Annotated in this window: 18 protein-coding genes; 4 read left to right on the top strand and 14 right to left on the bottom strand. The window is 69.6% G+C overall.

Features of this window, described 5'->3' with window-relative positions; all coding sequences use genetic code 11:
• Nucleotides 1-189: 189 nt before the first annotated feature.
• Nucleotides 190-1,377 carry a UbiH/UbiF/VisC/COQ6 family ubiquinone biosynthesis hydroxylase gene (locus tag EX20_RS19450; RefSeq protein WP_011883295.1) on the bottom strand — a complete coding sequence of 396 codons (1,188 nt, stop codon included), beginning with the start codon at nucleotides 1,375-1,377 and terminating at the stop codon, nucleotides 190-192.
• Nucleotides 1,378-1,517: 140 nt separating this feature from the next.
• Entirely contained in the window at nucleotides 1,518-2,915 is a 1,398-nt protein-coding gene (locus EX20_RS19455) for an aminopeptidase P N-terminal domain-containing protein (protein ID WP_034194432.1), read from the bottom strand.
• Between the two features lie 172 nt (nucleotides 2,916-3,087).
• Between EX20_RS19455 and EX20_RS19460 the strand changes: the two genes are divergently transcribed.
• Nucleotides 3,088-3,702 carry a glutathione S-transferase family protein gene (locus EX20_RS19460; protein WP_034194433.1) on the top strand — a complete coding sequence of 205 codons (615 nt, stop codon included), beginning with the start codon at nucleotides 3,088-3,090 and terminating at the stop codon, nucleotides 3,700-3,702.
• A gap of 123 nt (nucleotides 3,703-3,825) precedes the next feature.
• Here EX20_RS19460 and EX20_RS19465 read toward each other — a convergent pair whose 3' ends face one another.
• From EX20_RS19465 to EX20_RS19480, 4 genes are all read right to left on the bottom strand, one after another.
• A complete protein-coding gene (locus tag EX20_RS19465; RefSeq protein ID WP_034194434.1) occupies nucleotides 3,826-5,445 on the bottom strand; it encodes an FMN-binding glutamate synthase family protein in 1,620 nt (539 codons plus the stop codon).
• Nucleotides 5,446-5,560: 115 nt separating this feature from the next.
• Nucleotides 5,561-6,715: a tRNA 2-thiouridine(34) synthase MnmA gene (mnmA, locus tag EX20_RS19470; RefSeq protein ID WP_034194435.1), complete on the bottom strand. Its 1,155-nt coding sequence runs from the start codon at nucleotides 6,713-6,715 to the stop codon at nucleotides 5,561-5,563.
• Entirely contained in the window at nucleotides 6,712-7,221 is a 510-nt protein-coding gene (locus EX20_RS19475; RefSeq protein ID WP_011883300.1) for an NUDIX hydrolase, read from the bottom strand. Before EX20_RS19475 ends, mnmA begins: the two co-directional genes overlap by 4 nt.
• A 106-nt stretch (nucleotides 7,222-7,327) precedes the next feature.
• Nucleotides 7,328-8,248 (bottom strand): LysR family transcriptional regulator, encoded by a 921-nt coding sequence (locus tag EX20_RS19480; protein WP_014722457.1) that lies wholly within the window; start codon nucleotides 8,246-8,248, stop codon nucleotides 7,328-7,330.
• A gap of 108 nt (nucleotides 8,249-8,356) precedes the next feature.
• On the opposite strand from EX20_RS19480, the gene EX20_RS19485 reads away from it, so the two are divergent.
• Entirely contained in the window at nucleotides 8,357-9,280 is a 924-nt protein-coding gene (locus EX20_RS19485) for a carbon-nitrogen hydrolase family protein (RefSeq protein ID WP_011883302.1), read from the top strand.
• A 193-nt stretch (nucleotides 9,281-9,473) separates the two neighbouring features.
• Here the strand turns inward: EX20_RS19485 and EX20_RS19490 are convergent, their stop codons facing one another.
• The 8 genes from EX20_RS19490 to EX20_RS19525 form a co-directional block, all read right to left on the bottom strand.
• A complete protein-coding gene (locus tag EX20_RS19490) occupies nucleotides 9,474-10,160 on the bottom strand; it encodes a helix-turn-helix transcriptional regulator (protein ID WP_014722459.1) in 687 nt (228 codons plus the stop codon).
• Nucleotides 10,161-10,233: 73 nt separating this feature from the next.
• Entirely contained in the window at nucleotides 10,234-10,650 is a 417-nt protein-coding gene (locus EX20_RS19495) for a VOC family protein (RefSeq protein WP_011883304.1), read from the bottom strand.
• Between the two features lie 342 nt (nucleotides 10,651-10,992).
• Entirely contained in the window at nucleotides 10,993-12,291 is a 1,299-nt protein-coding gene (locus EX20_RS19500; RefSeq protein ID WP_034194436.1) for a THUMP domain-containing class I SAM-dependent RNA methyltransferase, read from the bottom strand.
• Nucleotides 12,292-12,480: 189 nt separating this feature from the next.
• Nucleotides 12,481-14,604, bottom strand: coding sequence for a site-specific recombinase (locus EX20_RS19505; protein ID WP_034194437.1), 2,124 nt, complete (start codon nucleotides 14,602-14,604; stop codon nucleotides 12,481-12,483).
• A gap of 582 nt (nucleotides 14,605-15,186) precedes the next feature.
• Nucleotides 15,187-15,930 carry a PqiC family protein gene (locus tag EX20_RS19510; RefSeq protein WP_034194438.1) on the bottom strand — a complete coding sequence of 248 codons (744 nt, stop codon included), beginning with the start codon at nucleotides 15,928-15,930 and terminating at the stop codon, nucleotides 15,187-15,189.
• The gene (locus tag EX20_RS19515; RefSeq protein WP_011883308.1) at nucleotides 15,927-17,546 is read right to left on the bottom strand and encodes a PqiB family protein; all 1,620 of its coding nucleotides are present in this window, start codon (nucleotides 17,544-17,546) and stop codon (nucleotides 15,927-15,929) included. The genes EX20_RS19510 and EX20_RS19515 overlap by 4 nt, the downstream gene beginning before the upstream one ends.
• Nucleotides 17,539-18,168: a paraquat-inducible protein A gene (locus EX20_RS19520; protein WP_034194439.1), complete on the bottom strand. Its 630-nt coding sequence runs from the start codon at nucleotides 18,166-18,168 to the stop codon at nucleotides 17,539-17,541. Before EX20_RS19520 ends, EX20_RS19515 begins: the two co-directional genes overlap by 8 nt.
• Nucleotides 18,165-18,854: a paraquat-inducible protein A gene (locus EX20_RS19525; protein ID WP_011883310.1), complete on the bottom strand. Its 690-nt coding sequence runs from the start codon at nucleotides 18,852-18,854 to the stop codon at nucleotides 18,165-18,167. Before EX20_RS19525 ends, EX20_RS19520 begins: the two co-directional genes overlap by 4 nt.
• A gap of 258 nt (nucleotides 18,855-19,112) precedes the next feature.
• Here EX20_RS19525 and EX20_RS19530 point away from each other — a divergent pair, with 258 nt between their 5' ends.
• Both EX20_RS19530 and EX20_RS19535 read left to right on the top strand, forming a co-directional pair.
• Nucleotides 19,113-19,673, top strand: a complete 561-nt coding sequence (locus EX20_RS19530; protein ID WP_034194440.1) for a cytochrome b — start codon at nucleotides 19,113-19,115, stop codon at nucleotides 19,671-19,673.
• An 8-nt stretch (nucleotides 19,674-19,681) separates the two neighbouring features.
• Nucleotides 19,682-20,242: a YceI family protein gene (locus EX20_RS19535; protein WP_011883312.1), complete on the top strand. Its 561-nt coding sequence runs from the start codon at nucleotides 19,682-19,684 to the stop codon at nucleotides 20,240-20,242.
• Nucleotides 20,243-20,258: the final 16 nt, after the last annotated feature.

Raw genomic sequence — 20,258 nt, forward strand, 5'->3', positions numbered from 1 at the left:
GCCGAACGAGCCGAACGAGCCGAACGAGCCGAACGAGCCGAACGCATCGAACGCATCGAACGCGCCGAACGCACCGAACGCACCGAACGCACCGAACGCACCGAACGCGCCGAATGCGCCGAATGCACCGAATGCACCGAATGCACCGAATGCACCGAATGCACCGAATGCACCGAACCCGCCGCCCGCTCAGCTGCGCTGGCCGAACATCATCTGGCGCGCGATCGCCTTCTTCAGCGGCGGCACGAATTCGAGCGCGGTGAGCGCCGCGCCGCGCAGCAGCGGCAGCGGCCCGGCATCGACGGTGAACAGGCGCGCGAGCGTGTCGGTCGCGCCGATCGTGAAGCGCCGGTCGAGTGCGCGCCGCGCGTTGAAGGCGGCGAGAGCCGTCGGTTCGAAGCCCTGCGCCGACACCGCGTCGACGAGCGTGTGTGCATCGCGCAGGCCGAGGTTCAAGCCCTGGCCGGCCACCGGATGCAGCGTCTGCGCGGCGTTGCCGACGATCGCGACGCGGCCGTTGACGAGCGTTTGCGCCGCGGCCAGCCCGAGCGGGAACGATGCGCGCGCGGCGATCGCGACGAAGCGGCCCATGCGCTCGCCGAACGCGCTGCCGAGCTCGTGCAGGAACGCATCGTCGGGCAGCGCGACGCGGCGCGCCGCCTCGTCGGGCGCGCAGCACCAGACGAGCGCATAGTCGGCCTGGCGCGGGCCGCCGAGCGGCAGCAGCGCGAGCGGCCCTTCGTGCGTGAAGCGCTCCCACGCGACGTTCGGGCGCGGCGAGGACACGGTGACCGTGCCGACGATCGCGGTCTGCCCGTAGTCGCGCCGATGCTTGTCGGCATCGGCCTGCCGCTCGTGGAACAAGCCGCCTTCGGCGTTGATGACGATCCGGGCGCGCAGCGTGCGCTCGCCGTGCGGGCCGTCGAGCGTCAGCGTGACGCCGTCGGCGTCCTGCTGCGGCGCGCGTGCGGTGGTCGACGTGAGCCAGTCGACGCGCGTGCCGTGCACGGCCTGCGCGAGCGTCTGCACGATCGAACCGTAGCGCACCACGTAACCGAGCGCGGCGACGTCGTGCTCGTCGCGGTCGATCAGCGTGCGGCCGAAATGACCGCGCTGCGATACGTGGATGTGTTCGATCGGCGTCGCATCGGCCGGCCAGCCGAGCGTGTCGAGCAGCACGCGGCTGCCGTGCGACACGGCGATCGCGCGCGGATCGTTCGCGCTCGCAGCGGGCTCGCGCGCGTCGATCAGTGCGATCGACGCGTGCTGCGTGGCGCTGCGTCGGGCGAGCCAGCCGGCCAGCGCAAGCCCGACCGGGCCCGCGCCGACGATGGCAAGGTCATATTCCGGCGTGGCCGGGGAGGAAGCGGTCGTCATCGGTGTTCGTGAAACGGGGTAACTGGGAACGGCGTATCAATGGCAGATCACCGGCGAGGCAACGGCGAAGCGACTGCGGCGCGACGGTGAATCAACCGCAGCGCGACCGTGAAGCAACAACGAGCCCCGCGCCTGCACGCTCACCCACCGTGCGCCGCGCCCGCGCGCATCAGCGCCTCGATGTCGGCGGCCGCGACCGGCACGTCGCGCGTGATCAGCTCGCAGCCGTGCTCGCGCACGATCGCGTCGTCCTCGATGCGGATGCCGATGTTCCAGTATTCGGGCGGCACGTCGTCGGCGGCGCGCACGTACAGGCCGGGTTCGACGGTGAGCGTCATGCCGGCCGCGAGCGTGCGCCACGGCAGCGCGCCGTTGGCGTCGCGCGCGGCGAGGCGCTCGCGGTAGTCGCCGCAATCATGTACGTCCATGCCGAGCCAGTGGCCGGTGCGGTGCATGTAGAAGCGCCCATACGCGCGCTCGGCGATCACGTCGTCGACGCTCGAAAAGCGCGTCTTCGCGATGATCCCCGTGTCGAGCAGCCCTTGCGCGAGCACGCGCACGGCCGCGTCGTGCGGCGCCTCGAACGGCACGCCGGCGCGCGTCGCGTCGATCGCCGCCTGCTGGGCGGCCAGCACGATGTCGTACAGCGTGCGCTGCGCGGGCGAGAAGCGGCCGTTCGCCGGGAACGTGCGGGTGATGTCCGACGCGTAGCCGTCGAGCTCGCAGGCGGCGTCGATCAGGATCAGGTCGCCGTCGCGCGCGGCCGCGTTGCCGGCCGGATAGTGAAGCACGCACGCGTTCGCGCCGGCCGCGACGATCGACCCGTACGCTGGCGCCTGCGCGCCGTGCTTGCGGAACGTGTACAGCAGCTCGGCCTCGAGTTCGTATTCGCGGATGCCGGGGCGGCACGCCTGCATCGCGCGGCAATGTGCGAGCGCCGAGATGTGCGCGGCGCGCGTCATGATCGCCAGCTCGTGTTCGTCTTTCACGAGCCGCATGTCGTCGAGCAGCGGCGTGAGGTCGCGCAGCGCATCGGGCGCGGCGACGCCCGCGCGCGCCTGCGCGCGCACTGCCTCGAGCCAGCCGGCGAGCTGGCGCTCGAACTGCGTCGACGCGCCGAAGCGGTAGTGCACGGTGCCCGCGTCGGCGAGCAGGCGCGGCATTTCGGCGTCGATCACGTCGACCGCATGAGCCGCATCGAAGCCGAACGCGTCGCGCGCGGCGTCGGGCCCGTAATGGAAGCCTTCCCAGGTTTCGCGGTCGGCGTTCTTCGCGCGGCAGAACAGGATGGATTGCGGGCTGCCCTGCGGGCCGGTCGCGTTCAGCACGAGCACGGCATCCGGCTCGGTGAAGCCCGTCAGGTAGTAGAAGTAGCTGTCGTGCCGGTACGGGTAGGCCGTATCGCGGTTGCGCAGCATTTCGGGCGCGGTGGGGACGATGGCGACGCCGCCGCCGGCGGCGCGCAGTGCGGAAAGCACGCGTTCGCGGCGCTGGCGGTAGACGTCGACGGCGATGGCGGTATCGAGGGGCGCATTCATTCGTGCGATTGTAGCGCCGCCGGACGCGGCGCGTGAGACGGGAGTCGGCGGCGCGCCGGCGTCGGCTGTTGCAAACCATCCACAGGCAGGACGGCCGATTTTCTACCCCGTCGCACCGGCCGGTTATGATCGGCGACAACGTATACTCTCGGCGGTTCCCTTAAAAAGGCAGATGATGAAATTAATCGGTTCGCTCAGCAGCCCGTACGTCCGAAAGGCGCGGATCGTGCTCGCTGAAAAGAAGATCGACTACAAGCTGGAGCTCGAGAACGTGTGGGCGCCGGACACGAACATTCAGGCATCGAATCCGCTCGGCAAGGTCCCGTGTCTCGTGATGGAAGATGGTGCGGCGGTGTTCGATTCGCGCGTGATCTGCGAATACGTCGACACGCTGTCGCCGGTCGGCAAGCTGATTCCGCCGTCCGGGCGCGAGCGCGTCGAAGTGCGCTGCTGGGAAGCGCTCGGTGACGGCGTGCTCGACGCGTCGGTGGCGATCCGTCTCGAGCACACGCTGCGCGAGGAAGGGCAGCGCAGCGCGAGCTGGATCGCACGCCAGCAGCGCAAGATCGACGACGGTCTGGTCGCGATGTCGCAGGGCCTCGGCGGCAAGACCTGGTGCGTCGGCAATCACTACACGCTCGCCGACATCGCGCTCGGCTGCACGCTCGGCTACCTGGACTTCCGGATGCCCGAGCTGAACTGGCGCGACCGTCATCCGAACCTCGACAAGCATTTCGCGAAGCTGTCGCAGCGGCAGACGTTCGTCGACACGCTGCCGCAGGGCTGAGCGGCCACGCGCCGCGGATTGAGCAGACAAAAGAAAAGCGCCGCTCGGGCGCTTTTCTTTTTTGCGGATGCGGCGAGCGATCGATCAACCGCTCAACCGATCAACCACCGCGCCGCGCTGACGTCATTCGATCGACGCGTACGCATTCTCGCCGAGCACGAACGAATCGCTGCGCGCGATCGGCCACCACTTGTCGTACAGCGTATAGCCGCAGGTCCGGCCCTCGAGCAGCGCGCCCGGCTTCAGATACTTCAGCAACTGCGACATCAGCCGGACCTCGTGCGGCGCGACGCGTTGCACGATGTGATGCGCGCGCAGCTCGGACGGATGCCCGAGGCCGGCCGCCTGCACGAGCTCCTGCAGCGCATGCAGCGTGTTGCGATGGAAGTTGTACACGCGTTCGGCCTTGTCGGGCACGACGAGCGCGCGCTGGCGCACCGGGTCCTGCGTGGCGACGCCGGTCGGGCAGCGGTCGGTGTGGCAGTGCTGCGCCTGGATGCAGCCCACCGCGAACATGAAGCCGCGCGCCGAATTCACCCAGTCCGCGCCGATCGCGAGCGTGCGCGCAATGTCGAACGCGCTGATGATCTTGCCGCTCGCGCCGATCTTCACGCGGTCGCGCACGCCGATCCCGACGAGCGTGTTGTGCACCATCAGCAAGCCTTCCTGCAGCGGCACGCCGACGTGGTCGGTGAATTCGAGCGGCGCCGCACCGGTGCCGCCCTCCGCACCGTCGACGACGATGAAGTCCGGCACGATGCCGGTCTCGATCATCGCCTTCGCGATCCCGAAGAACTCCCACGGATGGCCGATGCACAGCTTGAAGCCGGTCGGCTTGCCGCCGGACAGCGTGCGCAGCCGCTCGACGAATTCGAGCAGCCCGCGCGGCGTCGAGAATTCGGAATGCGTCGCGGGCGAGATGCAGTCCTTGCCCATCGGTACGCCGCGCGTCTCGGCGATTTCCGGCGTGATCTTCGCGGCCGGCAGCACGCCGCCGTGGCCGGGCTTCGCGCCCTGCGACAGCTTGATCTCGATCATCTTGACCTGCGGATCGGCCGCCTGCTTCGCGAACTTGTCCGGGTTGAACGTGCCGTCGTCGTTGCGGCAGCCGAAGTAGCCGGACGCGATCTCCCAGATGATGTCGCCGCCGTGCTCGCGGTGATACTTCGACAACGAGCCTTCGCCGGTGTCGTGCGCGAAGCCGCCTTTCTTCGCGCCGAGGTTCAGCGCGCGGATCGCATTCGCGGACAACGACCCGAAGCTCATCGCCGAGACGTTGAGGACCGAGATGTCGTACGGCTGCGCGCGGTTCGCGCCGACGCGCACGCGGAAGTCGTGGTTCGGCAGCCGGGTCGGTGCGAGCGAGTGGCTGATCCATTCGTGCGCGACCGACTTCACGTTCAGCTCGGTGCCGTACGGGCGGTTGTCGGCGACGTTCTTCGCGCGCTGGTAGACGAGGCTGCGCTGCGCGCGCGAGAACGGCTTCTCGTCGGTGTCGTCCTCGACGAAGTACTGGCGGATTTCGGGGCGGATGAACTCGAACAGGAAGCGGAAATGGCCCCACAACGGATAGTTGCGCAGGATCGCGTGGCGGTCCTGGTTCAGGTCGTACAGGCCGAGGGCGACGAGGGCGGCGGGGACAATGATCCACAGCCAGGACAGCGCATGGATCGACGCGAGTGCGGCTGCGGCGGCGAGCAACAGCACGGCACCCCACATCGCGAGGTAACGTCTGGAAAGCATGGGGGAACTCCGTGAAAGTAGGCCGCCATGCGTACGCTGCGACGGCGGCGCGCCGGCCTCGGTGCAATCGTGTTGCGCCGGGCGCGGCGTGCCGCAAGTCTAAACCGAATGGGTGTCAGCGTGCTTCGACGAGTGCCGCTGCGGGGGCCGCAGCAGCAGCATCGCGGCCGCTGGCCGCGTGCTCGATGATGCCACCGCCCAGGCAGATCTCGCCGTCGTACAGCACGGCCGACTGGCCGGGCGTGACGGCCCATTGCGCGTCGTCGAACGCGAGCGTGAAGCGCGCCTCGCCGGCCGGCCCGGCTGCGGCCGCGCCGTACCGGCATGCCGCGTCGGCCTGCCGGTAGCGGGTCTTCGCGCCGCACGCGAAGCCGTCGGCCGGCGGCTCGCCGGCGACCCAGCTGACGTTGCCCGCGACGAGCTCGTGCGACAGCAGCCACGGATGGTCGTGGCCCTGCACGACGTACAGCGTGTTCGACGGGATGTCCTTCGCGGCGACGAACCACGGCTCGCCGCTGCCGTCCTTGCTGCCGCCGAGCCCGATGCCCTTGCGCTGGCCGAACGTGTAGAACGCGAGGCCGATGTGCTCGCCGACGCGCTTGCCGTCGGGCGTCTTCATCGGGCCGGGCTTGGTCGGCAGATAACGGTTCAGGAAGTCGCGGAACGGCCGTTCGCCGATGAAGCAGATGCCGGTCGAATCCTTCTTCTTCGCGTTCGGCAGGCCGATCTGCGCGGCGATCTCGCGCACCTTCGTCTTCGGCATCTCGCCGAGCGGGAACATCGTCTTCGACAGCTGCGCCTGGTTCAGCCGGTGCAGGAAGTACGACTGATCCTTCGTGTGATCGAACGCCTTCAGCAGCTCGAAGCGGCCGTCGCGCTCGCGCACGCGCGCGTAGTGGCCGGTCGCGATCATCTCGGCGTCGAGCGACATCGCGTGATCGAGGAACGCCTTGAACTTGATCTCGGCGTTGCACAGCACGTCCGGGTTCGGCGTGCGGCCGGCCGAGTATTCGCGCAGGAATTCGGCGAACACGCGGTCCTTGTATTCGGCCGCGAAGTTCACGGCTTCGACGTCGATGCCGATCAGATCGGCCACCGACACGACGTCGATCCAGTCCTGGCGCGTCGAGCAGTATTCGCCGTCGTCGTCGTCTTCCCAGTTCTTCATGAACAGGCCGACCACGTCGTATCCCTGTTCCTTCAGCAGCCACGCGGTCACCGACGAATCGACGCCGCCCGACATGCCCACTACTACACGGCGCTTGCTCATTTGTTCACCGCCTGACGGTCGAATGCTTGCGGCCGCGGCGCGACCGAATGCGTATGCACGAAATCGAGCGGGATGCGCCGCCCGGCGAGATAGTCGTCGACGCAGCGCATCACCGCCGGCGAGCGGTGCCGCTCGCTGCACGCGCGCAGTTCGTCGGCGCTCAGCCACAGCGTGCGGACGATGCCGTCGTCGAGCGCGTGACCGGGCAGCGGTTCGCCCGCGGTGCCGCAGAACGTGAAGCGCAGATAGGTCGCGCCCGCGCTGCCGGGGCGCTCGTAGTGCGCGAGGTAGACGCCGACGAGCGCCGTGGGGACGAACGGATGCGCGGTTTCTTCGAGCGTCTCGCGGATCACGGCGTCGGCGAGCGTTTCGCCGGCCTCCAGATGGCCGGCCGGCTGGTTGATGCGCAGGCCCGTCGAGGTTTCTTCCTCGATCACGAGGAAGCGGCCGTCTCGCTCGACGAGCGCCGCGACGGTCACATGCGGGGTCCAGATTTCGGGTTTCATGGTTCGACATTTTACCGGTTGCGACCGGCGGGTGCCGGGCGGTCGGGTGATCTATCCGACCCTTTTGGACCCGAAACGTCGCCAAGTCGCCAGGTCACCCCGGCCGTCACGCCGCGACGATCGTCGCGACGCACGCTGCGATCGCGTCGCGCACGCGCACGATGGCCGGGTCGCGTTGCGCGCTCGTGCGCCAGCCGATCTCGACCGGATAGTGCGGCAGCTCGACCGGGCACGCGAGCGCGCGCAGCGACGTCGCGCGCGCGATCGCGCGGGCCGCGTGCGCCGGAATCGTGGCGACCGCGTCGGAGCCCGCGAGCAGGTACGGCAGCGCGGCGAAGTGCGTCGTCGACGCGGCGACGCGCCGCTTGTGGCCGAGCGCCGCCAGCGCCTCGTCGACGATCCCGATCACGCCGCCCGACGACACCAGCACGTGATCGCGCCGCAGAAACTCCGCGAGCGACAGCGTGCGCGGCGCGCGAGCGCTGCCCGCCGGGTCGATCACGCATGCGTAGCCGCCGGTCGCGACCGCGCGCCGGCTGAGCCCGTGCGCGGAAAACCCGCCCGACGCGATCGCGAGATCGACGCCGTGCCGCAGCAGCGCGTCGCCGGCGATCCCGCTGTGCGTCTGCCGGAAGATCAGGCGGATACCCGCGGCGTCGCGCGCGACCGCGTCGATCAGCGGGCGGCCGAGCGCGATCTCGAAGTCGTCCGACAGCCCGACCGAAATCGTTCGGCCGATCCGCTCGCCCGCGTCGGCGGCGATCGCGAGGCTCGCGCGGCAGCGGTCGAGCGCGTCCGACAGGATCGGCTTCAATTCGTCCGCGCGCGGCGTCGGCGCGAGCCCGCGGCCGGTGCGCACGAACAGCGGATCGGCGTAGATCACGCGCAGCCGCGCCAGCGCGGCGCTGGCCGCCGATTGCGTGAGGCCGAGCCGCAAAGCCGCGCGGCTCGCGCCGCCTTCCTCGTACAACGCCTCGAAGACCTTCAGCAGGTTCAGGTCGAGCCCGGCGATATCATCCGCATTCATGTCAGTTATCGTGCTATCGATTTGATCGATGACATGATATCGGCAAAGATGGCGTCTTCCATTCGATCCCTTTCCATCCCGTTCGACACTTTCACCGGAGACGCCTTCATGTCCACCTCAGTCATCGCCGCGCTGCAGATCGGCGCATCGCCGGCCGGCACGCGCGCCACGCTCGACGCGATCCTCGCTTATGAAACCGCGATCCGCGACAGCGGCGCATCGCTCGTGGTGTTGCCCGAGGCGGTGCTCGGCGGCTATCCGAAAGGCGAGACGTTCGGCACGCGGCTCGGCTACCGGCTGCCCGAGGGCCGCGAGGCGTACGCGCGCTATGCGGCGCAGGCGATCGACGTGCCGGGACCGGAAACCGACGAACTGGCCGCGCTGTCGCAGCGCACGGGCGCGAGCCTCGTGATCGGCGTGATCGAGCGCGGCGGCAGCACGCTGTATTGCACCGCGCTGTTCTTCGATCCGCGTGACGGGCTCGTCGCGAAGCACCGCAAGCTGATGCCGACCGGCACCGAGCGGCTGATCTGGGGGCAGGGCGACGGCTCGACGCTGCCGGTGGTCGACACGGCCGCGGGCCGCGCGGGCGCCGCGATCTGCTGGGAGAACCACATGCCGCTGCTGCGCTGCGCGATGTATGCGAAAGGCGTGCAGATCTGGTGCGCGCCGACCGTCGACGAGCGCGATCTGTGGCAAAGCTCGATGCGCCACATCGCGCACGAAGGCCGCTGCTTCGTCGTGAGCGCGTGCCAGGTGCAGCCGTCGCCGCGCGCGCTGGGCATCGACGTGCCGGGCTGGGACCCGGAGCGGCCGCTGATCCGCGGCGGCAGCGTGATCGTCGGGCCGCTCGGCGATCTGCTGACCGAGCCGCTGATCGGCGAGCCCGGCCTCGTGACGGCGCGCATCGATACCGACGAGCTGGTCCGCGCGCGTTACGACTTCGACGTGGTCGGGCACTACGCGCGCGCCGACGTGTTTTCGCTGCACGTCGACGAGCGCCCGAAGCGGCCGGTCGTATTCAACGGCTGACGGCGGGATGCGAAGCGCCGCTCCGCCGGCGCACGGAGCTCGCCGCGCGGCCGCGCTTCAAGGCCGGGCGGTGGGCGCGATGTGCGAACGCGGCGCCCGTCCCGGCCGACGCAGCCGGCGGCGCAGTGAACCTGGCGGGTCGCGATCGCGATGGTGGTTGCGCGCGGCGCGCTTCGTGCGCGCGCCGCGCGCGTCAGCACCTCGGCGCCTGCGCGATCCGCATGTAGTCGGCGATGCGCCGGCCTTCCATGTCGGGAAACTGCTCGTGCAGCGTGATGTCGCCCATCCGCGCGATGTCGAACGTGCGGAAATCGTCGCGCAGCTCGCACCACGCGCCGATCGTCCAGCGTCCGCCCCAGTACACGAGCCCGAGCGGCCACACGCGGCGCTTCGTGTGCGCGCCCAACCGGTCGCGGTAGTCGAAGCTGACGATGTGGCGCGTATCGACGGCCTGATGGATCGCATCGACCTTCGCGCAGAACGTCTCGTCGATGTGGAACGACGGCGCGAACACCGGCAGGCGATCGAGCGCCGTGCGCTTGTCGGCGGGCATCGCCGACGCGATCTTCGCGAGCGCCGAGCGCGCGCCGCCGGCGAAGCGGGCGCCGCCCCAGGTTTCGAGCATCCGCGCGCCGACCGCGAGCGCCGCGAGCTCCTCGGCGGTGAACGTGAGCGGCGGCAGGCTCGCGTTGCGGTTCAGCCGGTAGCCGATGCCCGCTTCGCCTTCGATCGGCACGCCCGACAGCTGCAGGTCGCGCACGTCGCGATAGACCGTGCGCGGCGACACCGACAGCCAGTCGGCCAGCTGCTGGGCGGTCGTCAGGCGGCGCCCGCGCAGCAGCTCGGCGATCTGGAAAAGGCGGTCGGCACGGCGCGTCATCGCGGCACCTCGACTCCTGCGGTGAGGGGATTGCCGCGATGATAGCGCCGCGCCGGCCCGCTCGCGGCTGCGCTCAGTGGCATTTCGGCGCGTGCAGGCCGACGCGGTTGCCCTCGGTATCGATCAGGTAGCCGATGTAGCCGTAGTTGTTCGGCAGCTCGACCACCGAGCCCTGCACGACGCCGCCCGCGCGCTTCGCACGCTCGAGCGCCGCGACGACCGATTCGCCGGCGTTCAGGTACACGAGCACGCCGTTCGCGCTCGGCTTCATCTGCTGCGGATCGAACACGATGCTGCCGCCCGTGTTCGACGCCTCGTGATCGAACACGGCCATCGGCACGCCGCCGATCACGTCGCGATGCAACGTCGTCTGCAGCACGGTTTCGTAGAAGCGGATCGCCCGGTCGAAATCGAGCGACGGGATGTCGAACCATGCGATGGCACGGTCGAGGGTTGCGGGTGCGTTTGCGTTTGCAGTCGCGGACGTCATGACGAGCTCCTTGTTGTTCGGATTCTTGATGGAAACCAGCCTTGCATTGCGCCGGGATTGCAGTGTGAACGCGGGCTCCTGACAGCGTGCTGTCAGTAGTGATGGCGGTACTGACAACGCACCGCGCGCCGGTGTGGAAAGCGCCTGCCCGTTCGCGCTTCGCGCGTCGCGCGGCGGCAGCCGGCGCGCAGCGCAGCGCCGAAGCGGACGGTGGGGTGGAAGGTACGGCAGACGAAGCGGCGCACGCATCGGCGCCGCAAGTAACAACGCCCGGCGAATGCCGGGCGTCGGGGACTGGCTGTCAGCAGCCGGCCGCAGCGGCCGGTGCGCGGGAGCGGCGCGTCACGCGTCGCCTTCCGCAGCGGCCGGGCGCGCCTTGACGCTGCCGGCGATCAGGTCGAAGCGGAACAGCCGGCATTCGAGCGCGCCGTTGAACAGCGGCGTCTTCGCCGATTCGCGCAGGCGCAGCTGGCCCGGCAGCGAGCGGTCGGAGCTCAGCAGGAACGCTTGCCAGCCGGTGAAGCGCTGCTTCAGCGCATCGCCGAGCGCGTTGAAGAACTCGCTGTCGGGCGCGTCGGTGTGCGTGCGGCGGAACGCGTCGTCGTTGCCGCGGTTGCGGCCCGTCTCGCGCACCTCGCCGCGCGCGCTGCGGCCGCGCACCTCGATCCGCTCGCCGTACGGCGGGTTCGCGAGGATGATGCCGGGGCCGTCGCACGGCGGCGTCATCGCGCGGGCGTCGATCTGCTTCAGCCATACCGACGGCACGCCCGCGCGTTCGAGGTTCGCGCGCGCCTTGTCGAGCATGTCGCCCGAGATGTCGCTGCCGTACACGCCGAGCGGGTCGCGCTTGCCGCGCGCGGCGCGCTTCGCGTCGAGCGCGGGGACTTTCAGGCCCTGCCATGCGGTGATGTCGTAGTGCTTGAGCTTTTCGAAGCCGAAGCGGCGCTCGACGCCCGGTGCGACGCCCAGCGCGATCTGCGCGGCTTCCGCGAGGAACGTGCCGCTGCCGCACATCGGGTCGTACAGCGGCGTGCCGGGCGTCCAGCCGGTCAGACGCAGGATGCCGGCCGCGAGGTTCTCGCGCAGCGGCGCTGCGCCCTTGTCGAGCCGCCAGCCGCGCTTGAACAGCGGCTCGCCCGACGTGTCGAGATACAGCGTGCATTCGCCGGTCGTGAGGAAGGCGAACACGCGTATGTCCGGCGCGCCGGTGTCGATGCTCGGGCGTGAGCCGGTCTTCTCGCGCATCCGGTCGCAGATTGCGTCCTTCACGCGCAGCGTCGCGAATTCGAGGCTCTTCAGCGGCGACTTGATCGCGGTGATGTCGACGCGCAGCGTCTGCGTCGACGCGAACCAGCGCTCCCACGGCTGCTCGAGCGCGAGCGCGTAGACGTCCTGCTCGTTGCGGTACGCGCGGTGCGCGATCTTCAGCAGGATCCGGCTCGCGATGCGCGAGTGCAGGTTCGCGGCCATCCCGGCGGCCCAGCCGCCGCGGAAGTGCACGCCGCCCGGCACCTGCGCGCCCGCGGTGAACGGCGCGCCGTTCAGGTGGCGGCCGGCGATCTCGGCCAGCTCGGCGGCGAGCGCCGCTTCGAGGCCGCGCGGGCAGGGAGCGAAGAATTCGTACAGGGTAGGCGAGGACATGAGGCGGGTGAGGACGTGCAAAAGTCCACCATTGTACGCGGCGCGGGCGGCCTCAGCCGGCGCCGCGTCCGTTTTGGCGTCCGTTTCGGCGTGCGGCCCGCGCGCGGCCGGTGCGCGCGCGCCGGCCGACCGGACGTCGCGGCGGGCCGGGCGGCCCCGCCGCGCGTGCGCCGCCGGCCCGTCGAACCGTCAGTGCGAGCCCGGCTGGCCCGCGCGAGCGGCCGGTGCGCCGGCCGGCCAGAACAGCGCCGACGGCTTCGCCAGCACCGTGCGCACGATCGCGCCGACCAGCGCGCGCACCTTGGTGCGGCGCAGGCTGCGCGAGCGCACGGCCATCGTGAACGCGAGCACGAAGCTCACCAGCACGTTGAGGATCGCCATGCTCAGCACGCCGGCGCAGGCCCACCAGAGTTCGGGCGTGCGCAGCGCGTCCTGGCCGAGCACGCCAATCGCGACGCCGATCGCGCCGGCCGACAGCGTCACGTGGCGCACCTCGAACGGGAACAGGAACACGGTGACGATCGCCGGGACTAGGCCGAGCATCAGCCCGAGCCCGACGTTGGCGACCACGCCGGCGACGTTCGAGCGGCAGAAGTGCGCGAGCTTCGCGGCGCCCGCCGCGCCGAGCGTGAGCCGCAGGCGGCGGTTGTACGTGAGCGCGTCGCCGACGCGGTGCAGCACGAACCAGTTGTCGGCCCAGCCGGCGAGCAGGCTCGACGTCCACAGCAGCACGCCGGTCAGCGCCGCGTAGAACGGCGTCGGGCCGAGCAGCGAGAACGAATGCAGGGTCGCGTGCGCCTTGGCCGGCGAGATCACGTTGGCGTGCAGCAGGTTGCCCGCGAGCAGCTGCACGAGCAGGCAGACGGGGAACACGACGAGCACGTTGCCGGAGATCGCCGCGGCCTGCGTGCGGATCAGCGCGATCACCGACGCGACGAACGCCTTCACGCCTTCGTCGTGGCCGGTGTCGTCGAGTTCGCGCGCGAGCGTGGGCGCGGTCATCGCCGGCTGCTTGGTCGCGAGCGTGAAATGCAGGAAGTGCATCAGCATGAAGCTCGCCGCGTAGTTGACACCCGCGAGCAGCCCTTCGAGCATCGACTGCAGGTGCGAGCCGGTGATCGCGAACTTCACGCACACCGTCGCGACCGTCACGAGGCCGCCGCCCGCGGCCATCCGCAGCATCTTCAGGTATTCGGCGCGGCCGCGCGAGATGTAGTGCTCGCCGGTGTCCGCGTTGGTCTCGACGAGCTTGCGCGCGAACAGCGAGAAGTTGCTGCGCATCAGATGCGAGACGCTCTGGCTGTTCTGGTTCGCGTCGACCAGCTCGGCGGTGAGCCGTGCCATTCCGCGTAGGTCGTCCCGCGCCATCCATGCGTTGAGCAGCAGTTCCGCGCGCTGGATGCGCATGCGCATCCGCTCGACCTGGAACACGATGTCGACCGACACGCCGTTGCGGTACAGGTGCGCGAACACGTCGTCGACCGCGGTCCGGCATTCGTCGAGCAGCACGCGCAGATAGTTCACCTCGTGCAGCAGCTTGCTCGGATCGCCGCCGTCCTCGGCGGCCGCATGCGCGGTCTCGACCGCGAGCAGCGCGCGCGTGAGGCGGTAGAACGGCTGGCCTTCGAGCGGCTTGCGCGCATCGTCGTCGGACAGGCGGCTGCGCACCGTCTGCGACAGGCCGGTCGAGCTGATCTGGCAGGTCAGGTTGTGCAGCGCGGCCAGCAGGTCGCGCGAGAACGAGCCGGGCTCGTGGCGCTCGGCGTCGGTGACGTCGAACGTGAACAGTTCGGCGAAGCGGCCGAGCAGGTCGTCGGGCAGCGCGTCGATCCATTGCGCGTCCTCCGGCGTCGGGAACATCAGCGTGAACAGCGCCGACAGCTCGCGGCGGTTCGGCGCGGGCGGGATCAGCGACGAGTCGATCCGCTCGAACAGCGCGCCAAAGAAGCCGGAATGCACGGGCATCCCGGCGTCGCACAGCAGCGAGATGCCGTCGCATTCGCGCAGGATCCCGCGCAGGATGCGCGCGGCGTGCGACTTCCACGCGGGATTGCGGTCGAGCACGTGGAACAGGTAGCGCAGTCGCGCGTGGGCCGGATACGCGCGCGCGTCGGCGTCGCGCTCGGCCGGGGCGTCCTGGCCGGGCTGCATCGCGCCGTTGCGGCGCAGCCAGTGCGCGAGCTCGATCAGCCATTCGCTGCGTTCGGCGTACGACGCGTGCGCGTCGGCGTGCGCGAGCAGCGCATCGAGCTGGTGGCTGGCATTGCGCGACGCGCGCCACTTCTTGATCAGGGTCGTCAGGGAACGAAACATAAACGGAATAGCGAAAGCCCACGGGTGGGCGGGTTCGGGATGCCGGCCGGAAACGCGGCGCGGCGCCGAGGGCAACGGTGACGCGGGTCGGGCAAGCCGGACGATGGGCGGACGGTCGCCACGCGCCGTGCGTGGGCCGTCGCGGGCCTGCGCTCGCGCGGCGCTCGGTCGGACCGGGGCGGTGCGCCATCGGCTGGCCCGCACGACAGGCGGCGCGGGTCGGGGACAGCGTAGGATCGTCAATTGGCTGCGAAAAGGCAAGCTGACCGCGTTGCGTGACGCCGGTTTTTGCCGATTTCGACGAGCGAGGCGAGGTGGGCGATGGCAGAGATCGGGCGTGGGTGGTGCGGCCGGCGGTCGTGATCGGTGATGCTGCTGGAACGGGTTACCGGGTCAGGTGGGCCGGACGAGTTACAGGGGACGCGCGGACCAGACGGGTTACGCAGTGAGCGACACGGGCGATATGGACTCCGCGAGCTTCACGAACGACACGAGCCACGCGGCTACACGCCCCATATGTCCATACGAGCCACGCACCCACACCCCCCATGCGCTCGCATCCACGCGCACCCCGCCGCCGGCTTACGCGCCCGACTTGCCGGTCGCGCCTGCGTCGCCGCCGGGCGCCGGATTGGCCGGGCAGGGCACGACCGGCACGGCCGTCGCGGCGACCGTCGTCTTGCCGCCCGCAGCCGTGCTCGCCCCGCTCGCCGCCGCCCCACGCCGCGCGGCGATCGCGCGCACGCCGGCCGCGGCCTGCGAGGCAATCGCGTCGAGGGCGCGCCGATGCCCGGCCACCAGCGCATCGTAGCCGCCGGCGACCGGCTCCGCGACGCTCGTGCGGCACGTCATCACCGTCTGCGTGCCGACTGCGCGCACGCTCCACACAGCGTCGATCGCCGCCCGCTTGCCGGGCCACGACTCGAAGCGCTGCACGTTCACGCTGATCCGATATACCGGCACGCCGGCCGGATACGCGGAATTCGCGACGTCGATCGTGCCGAGCTGCGCGGCGAGATCGTCCGACAGCGCGCGGCGGATCTCGTCGGCCGGCGGCGCGGCCCAGCGCTCCTGCTCGAGCACGTCGACCTGCGCGGCGTTGCGCTGCACGACGAACTGGTTCCTCGCGACCTGCTCCGGTACGCCCACCGACGGCACCTCGATCAGGAATGCCGGATTGGCGGGCGCGGTGCGCACGGGCGCGGCGGCGTCGGCCGGGCTCAGCGTGTAGAAGCGCGCGGGCGGCGAGCTGCACGCGCCGAGCGCGAGCACGGCGAACAGCGCGGCTGCGCCGCTCGCGAGCACGTTCACGCGTGTCGTGGTCATGGTTGATCTCCTGGCTTGCCCTTGAGCAGCGATTCGGGATGACGCTCGAGATAGTCGGCGAGCGCGTTCAGCGATTGCAGCGTGCGCGTGAGCTCCTTCAGCGCGCCGCGCACGTCGGACTGCAGCGGCGAATCCTGCTGCAGCGTCGCCTCGGCGGTCGAGAAGGTCTGCTTCGCGGCCGACAGCGTGTCGCGCGCTTCCGGTGCGACCTGCGTGTCGAGCTGCTTGAACAGCTTGTCGGCGTTCGTGAGCGCGCTGTTCAGGTTCGCGCCGATCTGGTCGAACGGCACCTTGTCGAGCTTCTTCGCGATGTCGGCGACCTGCAGCTGCAGCTCGTCGAGCGTGTTCGGCACGGTCGGCAGCTCGAGCGGCTGGCGCGTCGTGTCCATCTTCACGGCCGCCGCCTTCGGGAAGAAGTCGAGCGCGACGTACAGCTGGCTCGTCAGCAGGTTGCCGGTGCGCAGCTGGCCGCGCAGCCCGTGCCTGACGAGGCGCTCGACGATCTCGCGACGAGCCGACTCGCCCTTGTTGCCGATGGTTTCACGGAAGCGCGGGCCGAGCCGCTCCGGATACACGTTCATCGTGACCGGCATCAGGAAGTTCTTGGTCTTCGGATCGAAGTCGATGCCGATGTTCGTCACTTCGCCGAGCACGATGCCGCGGAAGTCGACCGGCGCGCCCACCGCGAGCCCGCGCAGCGACTGGTTGAAGTTCATCACAACCTGCAGCGGCTCGCCGTCCGGATCGCGCATCGCGTCGCCTTCGTCGGAGCCGAGGCGGAACGTCGTGTTGTTCGGCGCGGTCGCGCCGGTGCGCTGGTTCGGCGGCGTCTGGAATGCGATGCCGCCGAGGATCACCGTCGCGAGCGATTGCGTGTTCAGCTTCAGGCCGCTCGAATCGAGCCGCAGGTCGACGCCGCTCGCCTGCCACCAGCGCGAATTCATGCCGACGTACTGGTCGTACGGCGCATTGACGAACACGTTGAAGGTGACGCCCGTGCCGTCCTTGTCGAGCGAGAAGCCGACCACCTGGCCGACCTGCACGCGACGGTAATAGACCGGCGAGCCGATGTCGACCGAGCCGAGCGAATCGCCGCGCAGCACGTACTGCGTGCCTTTCTGGTCGCGGGTCACGGCGGGCGGCGACTCGAGGCCGATGAAGTCGCTCTGCGCGTCCGGGCCGCGCCCGGCGTCGACGCCGATGTATGCGCCGGACAGCAGCGTGCCGAGCCCCGACACGCCGGTCGTGCCCACGCGCGGCCGCACGATCCAGAAGCGCGAGCCCTTGATCGCGAAGTCCTCGGCCTCCTTCTTCAACTGCACCTGGACGAGCACGCGCGTGAGGTCTTTCGACAGCGTGATCGTCTTGACCGTACCGATCTCGACGTCCTTGTACTTGACCTGCGTCTTGCCCGGCTCGAGCCCTTCCGCGCTGTGGAAGCTGATCGTGATTTCCGGGCCGCGCTCGCGCACGGACTTGATCACGAGGCCGATACCGATCAGCGCGGCGAGCAGCGGCACGAGCCAGACGAGCGACGGCAGCCAGCCGCCTTTCGTCGAGATTGCCGGGTCGGGCGGCCGGGGCGCGTCGTGCTGCGGGCCTTGCGGACTATTCATGGTGTTTCCCTGAGGTTTCGACTGGATCCCAGATCAGGCGGGGATCGAACTGCATCGACGCGAGCATCGTCAGGATCACGACCGAACCGAACGCGAGCGCGCCGGGACCGGCCGTGATGACGGCGAGCGAACGGAAATGGACGAGCGCGACGGTGAGCGTCACGACGAAGATGTCGAGCATCGACCAGCGGCCGATCCGCTCGACGATCCGGTACAGCAGCGTGCGCTGCAGCGGCCGCCACGTCGCGCGGCGCTGCGCGCTGGTCGCGAGCAGCGTCAGCACGCCGAGCTTGAGCATCGGCACGAGAACGCTCGCGACGAACACGATCACCGCGAGCGGCCAGTCGCCGGAGGTCCAGAAATAGATGACGCCGCTCATGATCGTGTCTTCCTGCGAGCCGACGATCGACGACGTGCGCATGATCGGCAGCAGGTTCGCCGGAATGTACAGGATCACGGCCGCGATCAGCAGCGCCCAGGTGCGCATGACGCTGTCCGGCGTGCGGAAATGCAGCGTGCTGCCGCAGCGCGCGCAATGCGCATGCGCATGGTCGAGCGTCTGCACGAGCCCGCAGGCGTGGCAGCTGGCGTAACCCTCGCGGGCGGCGGTCGGCGTCGTCATCGGCGCGGCGCTTCCGGCAGCGCGGCCGGGTCGGCGGCGGCGGGAGTAGCAGGAGCGGCGGGGGCGCCCGGCGAGCGGCCGGCGCGCAGGTCGTCGGCGATGTCCCACACGGTGCGCGGGTCGAACATCAGCACGACCGCGATCATCAGCGTGAGCGCGCCGAACGCGAACAGCGCCGCGTCGGGCACCACGCGCGCGAGGCTGACCATCTTCACGATCGTCACGACGATCCCGAGCATGAAGACCTCGATCATCCCCCACGGCCGCACGAGCTGGATCGTGCGCAGCACGAGGTTCAGGCCGGGCGGCACGACGCCGCGCCGGATCGGCAGCAGCACGTAGAGCAGCGCGGCCATCTCGACGAGCGGGAACAGCACGGTCGAGCAGAACACCATCACGCCGACGATCGCCATGTCCTGATGCCACAGCGCGTCGATCGCGCCGATCAGCGTCGTCTGCACGCGCGTGCCGTTCAGGTCCATTTCGAGGATCGGGAACGTCTGCGCGATGACGAACGTGACGAGCGCGGCGACCGCGAGCGCGGTGATGCGCTCGATCTGCGTGGTGCTGTTGCGATAGAGCAGCGCGTCGCAACGCGGGCAGCGCGCGATCTGGCGGCCGCTCAGACGCGGTTTATGCAACAGTGCGTCGCATTCGTGACAGGCAATCAGGTCGTATCGTTGCATGGAAAAGGCGGTGTTGCGACGGCTGGGCGGCGCGTCGACGGGGCCGGAACCCGCGCCAATCTTACCAAATCGGTTTTTCGGCGGTGTCAATGCCCGGGCGCGCGGTGACCGGCCGGTAACATGGCGCGAACGTGACAGCCGGCTGGCGTGCCTGTCCTCAGAGTCCGCGCGTCGAGAAAGGTTGCGGTAGCATGGCGCCCTTGACAAGCGTCGGACGAATATACCGGCGCGGCCGTTCGCTCACCTGAGGAACCCACGATGGCATCGAACTCGCTGCCGGCCACCCCGGTACGTTACACGCAAACCGCGATCGCGCTCCATTGGCTGATCGCGGTATTGATCGTCGGCGGCTTCGCGCTCGGCTGGGTGATGACCGACATCCCCGGCTTCACGCCGGCCAAGCTGAAGTACTACTCGTGGCACAAGTGGATCGGCGTGACCGTGTTCGCGCTGGCGCTGATGCGGCTGCTGTGGCGCGCGACCCACGCGGCGCCCGCGCTGCCCGGCGCTACGCCCGCCTGGCAGCGCGCCGCGTCGCACGGCGTCCACATGCTGCTATACGCGCTGATGCTCGCGATCCCCGTCACCGGCTATCTGTATAGCTCCGCGTCGAACATCCCGGTCGTCTACCTCGGCATCGTGCCGCTGCCGCGCCTGATCGACCCCGATCCGGTGCTGAAGGAGACGCTGAAGACGCTCCACGTGACGTTGAATTACATTCTGCTTGCGCTGGTGTCGCTGCACGTGCTGGCGGCGCTCAAGCATCAGGTGCTGGACCGCGACGGGCTGCTGTCGCGCATGCTTCCCTTTGCCAAATGAAGGAACCCATGAAAGTGACTTTCTCCCGCTCCGTGCTGACCGCATTCGCCGCGGCGTCGCTCGCCGCATCGGCCGCCGCGCACGCCGACGTCGACCTCGCCAAGAGCAAGGTGTCCGCCGTGTCGAAGCAGATGAACGTGCCGACCGAAGGCGCGTTCCGGAAGTTCTCCGCGCAGGTGAAGTTCGACCCGGCGAAGGCCGCGCAGGGCAGCGCGCAGGTGACGATCGACATCGCGAGCTTCGACCTCGGCGACAAGATGTACAACGACCAGGTCGCCGGCAAGGACTGGTTCGACGCCAAAACGTATCCGCAGGCGACCTTCGCGTCGAGCGCGATCGCGCCGGCCGGCGGCAACAAGTACAACGTGACCGGCAAGCTGACGATCAAGGGCAAGTCGGAGAACGTCACGGTGCCCGTGACGGTCACGCAGAGCGGCGCGACGCAGACCTTCGACGGCGTGCTGCCGATCAAGCGCTCCGCGTTCAACGTCGGCACCGGCGAATGGAAGGACACGTCGATCGTCGCCGACGAAGTGCAGATCAAGTTCCATCTCGTCGCGACGAAGTAAGCGGCGGGTCCCGCAT

This window comes from Burkholderia sp. WP42 (assembly GCF_000745665.1).
Taxonomy (GTDB): domain Bacteria; phylum Pseudomonadota; class Gammaproteobacteria; order Burkholderiales; family Burkholderiaceae; genus Burkholderia; species Burkholderia vietnamiensis.

Bases quoted from the DNA above. Each gene is read 5' to 3' on its own strand.
- EX20_RS19500 (WP_034194436.1), bottom strand. From the start codon at position 12,291: ATGTCCTCGCCTACCCTGTACGAATTCTTCGCTCCCTGCCCGCGCGGC.
- EX20_RS19460 (WP_034194433.1), top strand. From the start codon at position 3,088: ATGATGAAATTAATCGGTTCGCTCAGCAGCCCGTACGTCCGAAAGGCG.
- EX20_RS19490 (WP_014722459.1), bottom strand. From the start codon at position 10,160: ATGACGCGCCGTGCCGACCGCCTTTTCCAGATCGCCGAGCTGCTGCGC.
- EX20_RS19525 (WP_011883310.1), bottom strand. From the start codon at position 18,854: ATGCAACGATACGACCTGATTGCCTGTCACGAATGCGACGCACTGTTG.
- EX20_RS19535 (WP_011883312.1), top strand. From the start codon at position 19,682: ATGAAAGTGACTTTCTCCCGCTCCGTGCTGACCGCATTCGCCGCGGCG.
- mnmA (WP_034194435.1), bottom strand. From the start codon at position 6,715: ATGAGCAAGCGCCGTGTAGTAGTGGGCATGTCGGGCGGCGTCGATTCG.
- EX20_RS19520 (WP_034194439.1), bottom strand. From the start codon at position 18,168: ATGACGACGCCGACCGCCGCCCGCGAGGGTTACGCCAGCTGCCACGCC.
- EX20_RS19505 (WP_034194437.1), bottom strand. From the start codon at position 14,604: ATGTTTCGTTCCCTGACGACCCTGATCAAGAAGTGGCGCGCGTCGCGC.
- EX20_RS19475 (WP_011883300.1), bottom strand. From the start codon at position 7,221: ATGAAACCCGAAATCTGGACCCCGCATGTGACCGTCGCGGCGCTCGTC.
- EX20_RS19530 (WP_034194440.1), top strand. From the start codon at position 19,113: ATGGCATCGAACTCGCTGCCGGCCACCCCGGTACGTTACACGCAAACC.
- EX20_RS19465 (WP_034194434.1), bottom strand. From the start codon at position 5,445: ATGCTTTCCAGACGTTACCTCGCGATGTGGGGTGCCGTGCTGTTGCTC.
- EX20_RS19455 (WP_034194432.1), bottom strand. From the start codon at position 2,915: ATGAATGCGCCCCTCGATACCGCCATCGCCGTCGACGTCTACCGCCAG.
- EX20_RS19515 (WP_011883308.1), bottom strand. From the start codon at position 17,546: ATGAATAGTCCGCAAGGCCCGCAGCACGACGCGCCCCGGCCGCCCGAC.
- EX20_RS19450 (WP_011883295.1), bottom strand. From the start codon at position 1,377: ATGACGACCGCTTCCTCCCCGGCCACGCCGGAATATGACCTTGCCATC.
- EX20_RS19495 (WP_011883304.1), bottom strand. From the start codon at position 10,650: ATGACGTCCGCGACTGCAAACGCAAACGCACCCGCAACCCTCGACCGT.
- EX20_RS19510 (WP_034194438.1), bottom strand. From the start codon at position 15,930: ATGACCACGACACGCGTGAACGTGCTCGCGAGCGGCGCAGCCGCGCTG.
- EX20_RS19485 (WP_011883302.1), top strand. From the start codon at position 8,357: ATGTCCACCTCAGTCATCGCCGCGCTGCAGATCGGCGCATCGCCGGCC.
- EX20_RS19480 (WP_014722457.1), bottom strand. From the start codon at position 8,248: ATGAATGCGGATGATATCGCCGGGCTCGACCTGAACCTGCTGAAGGTC.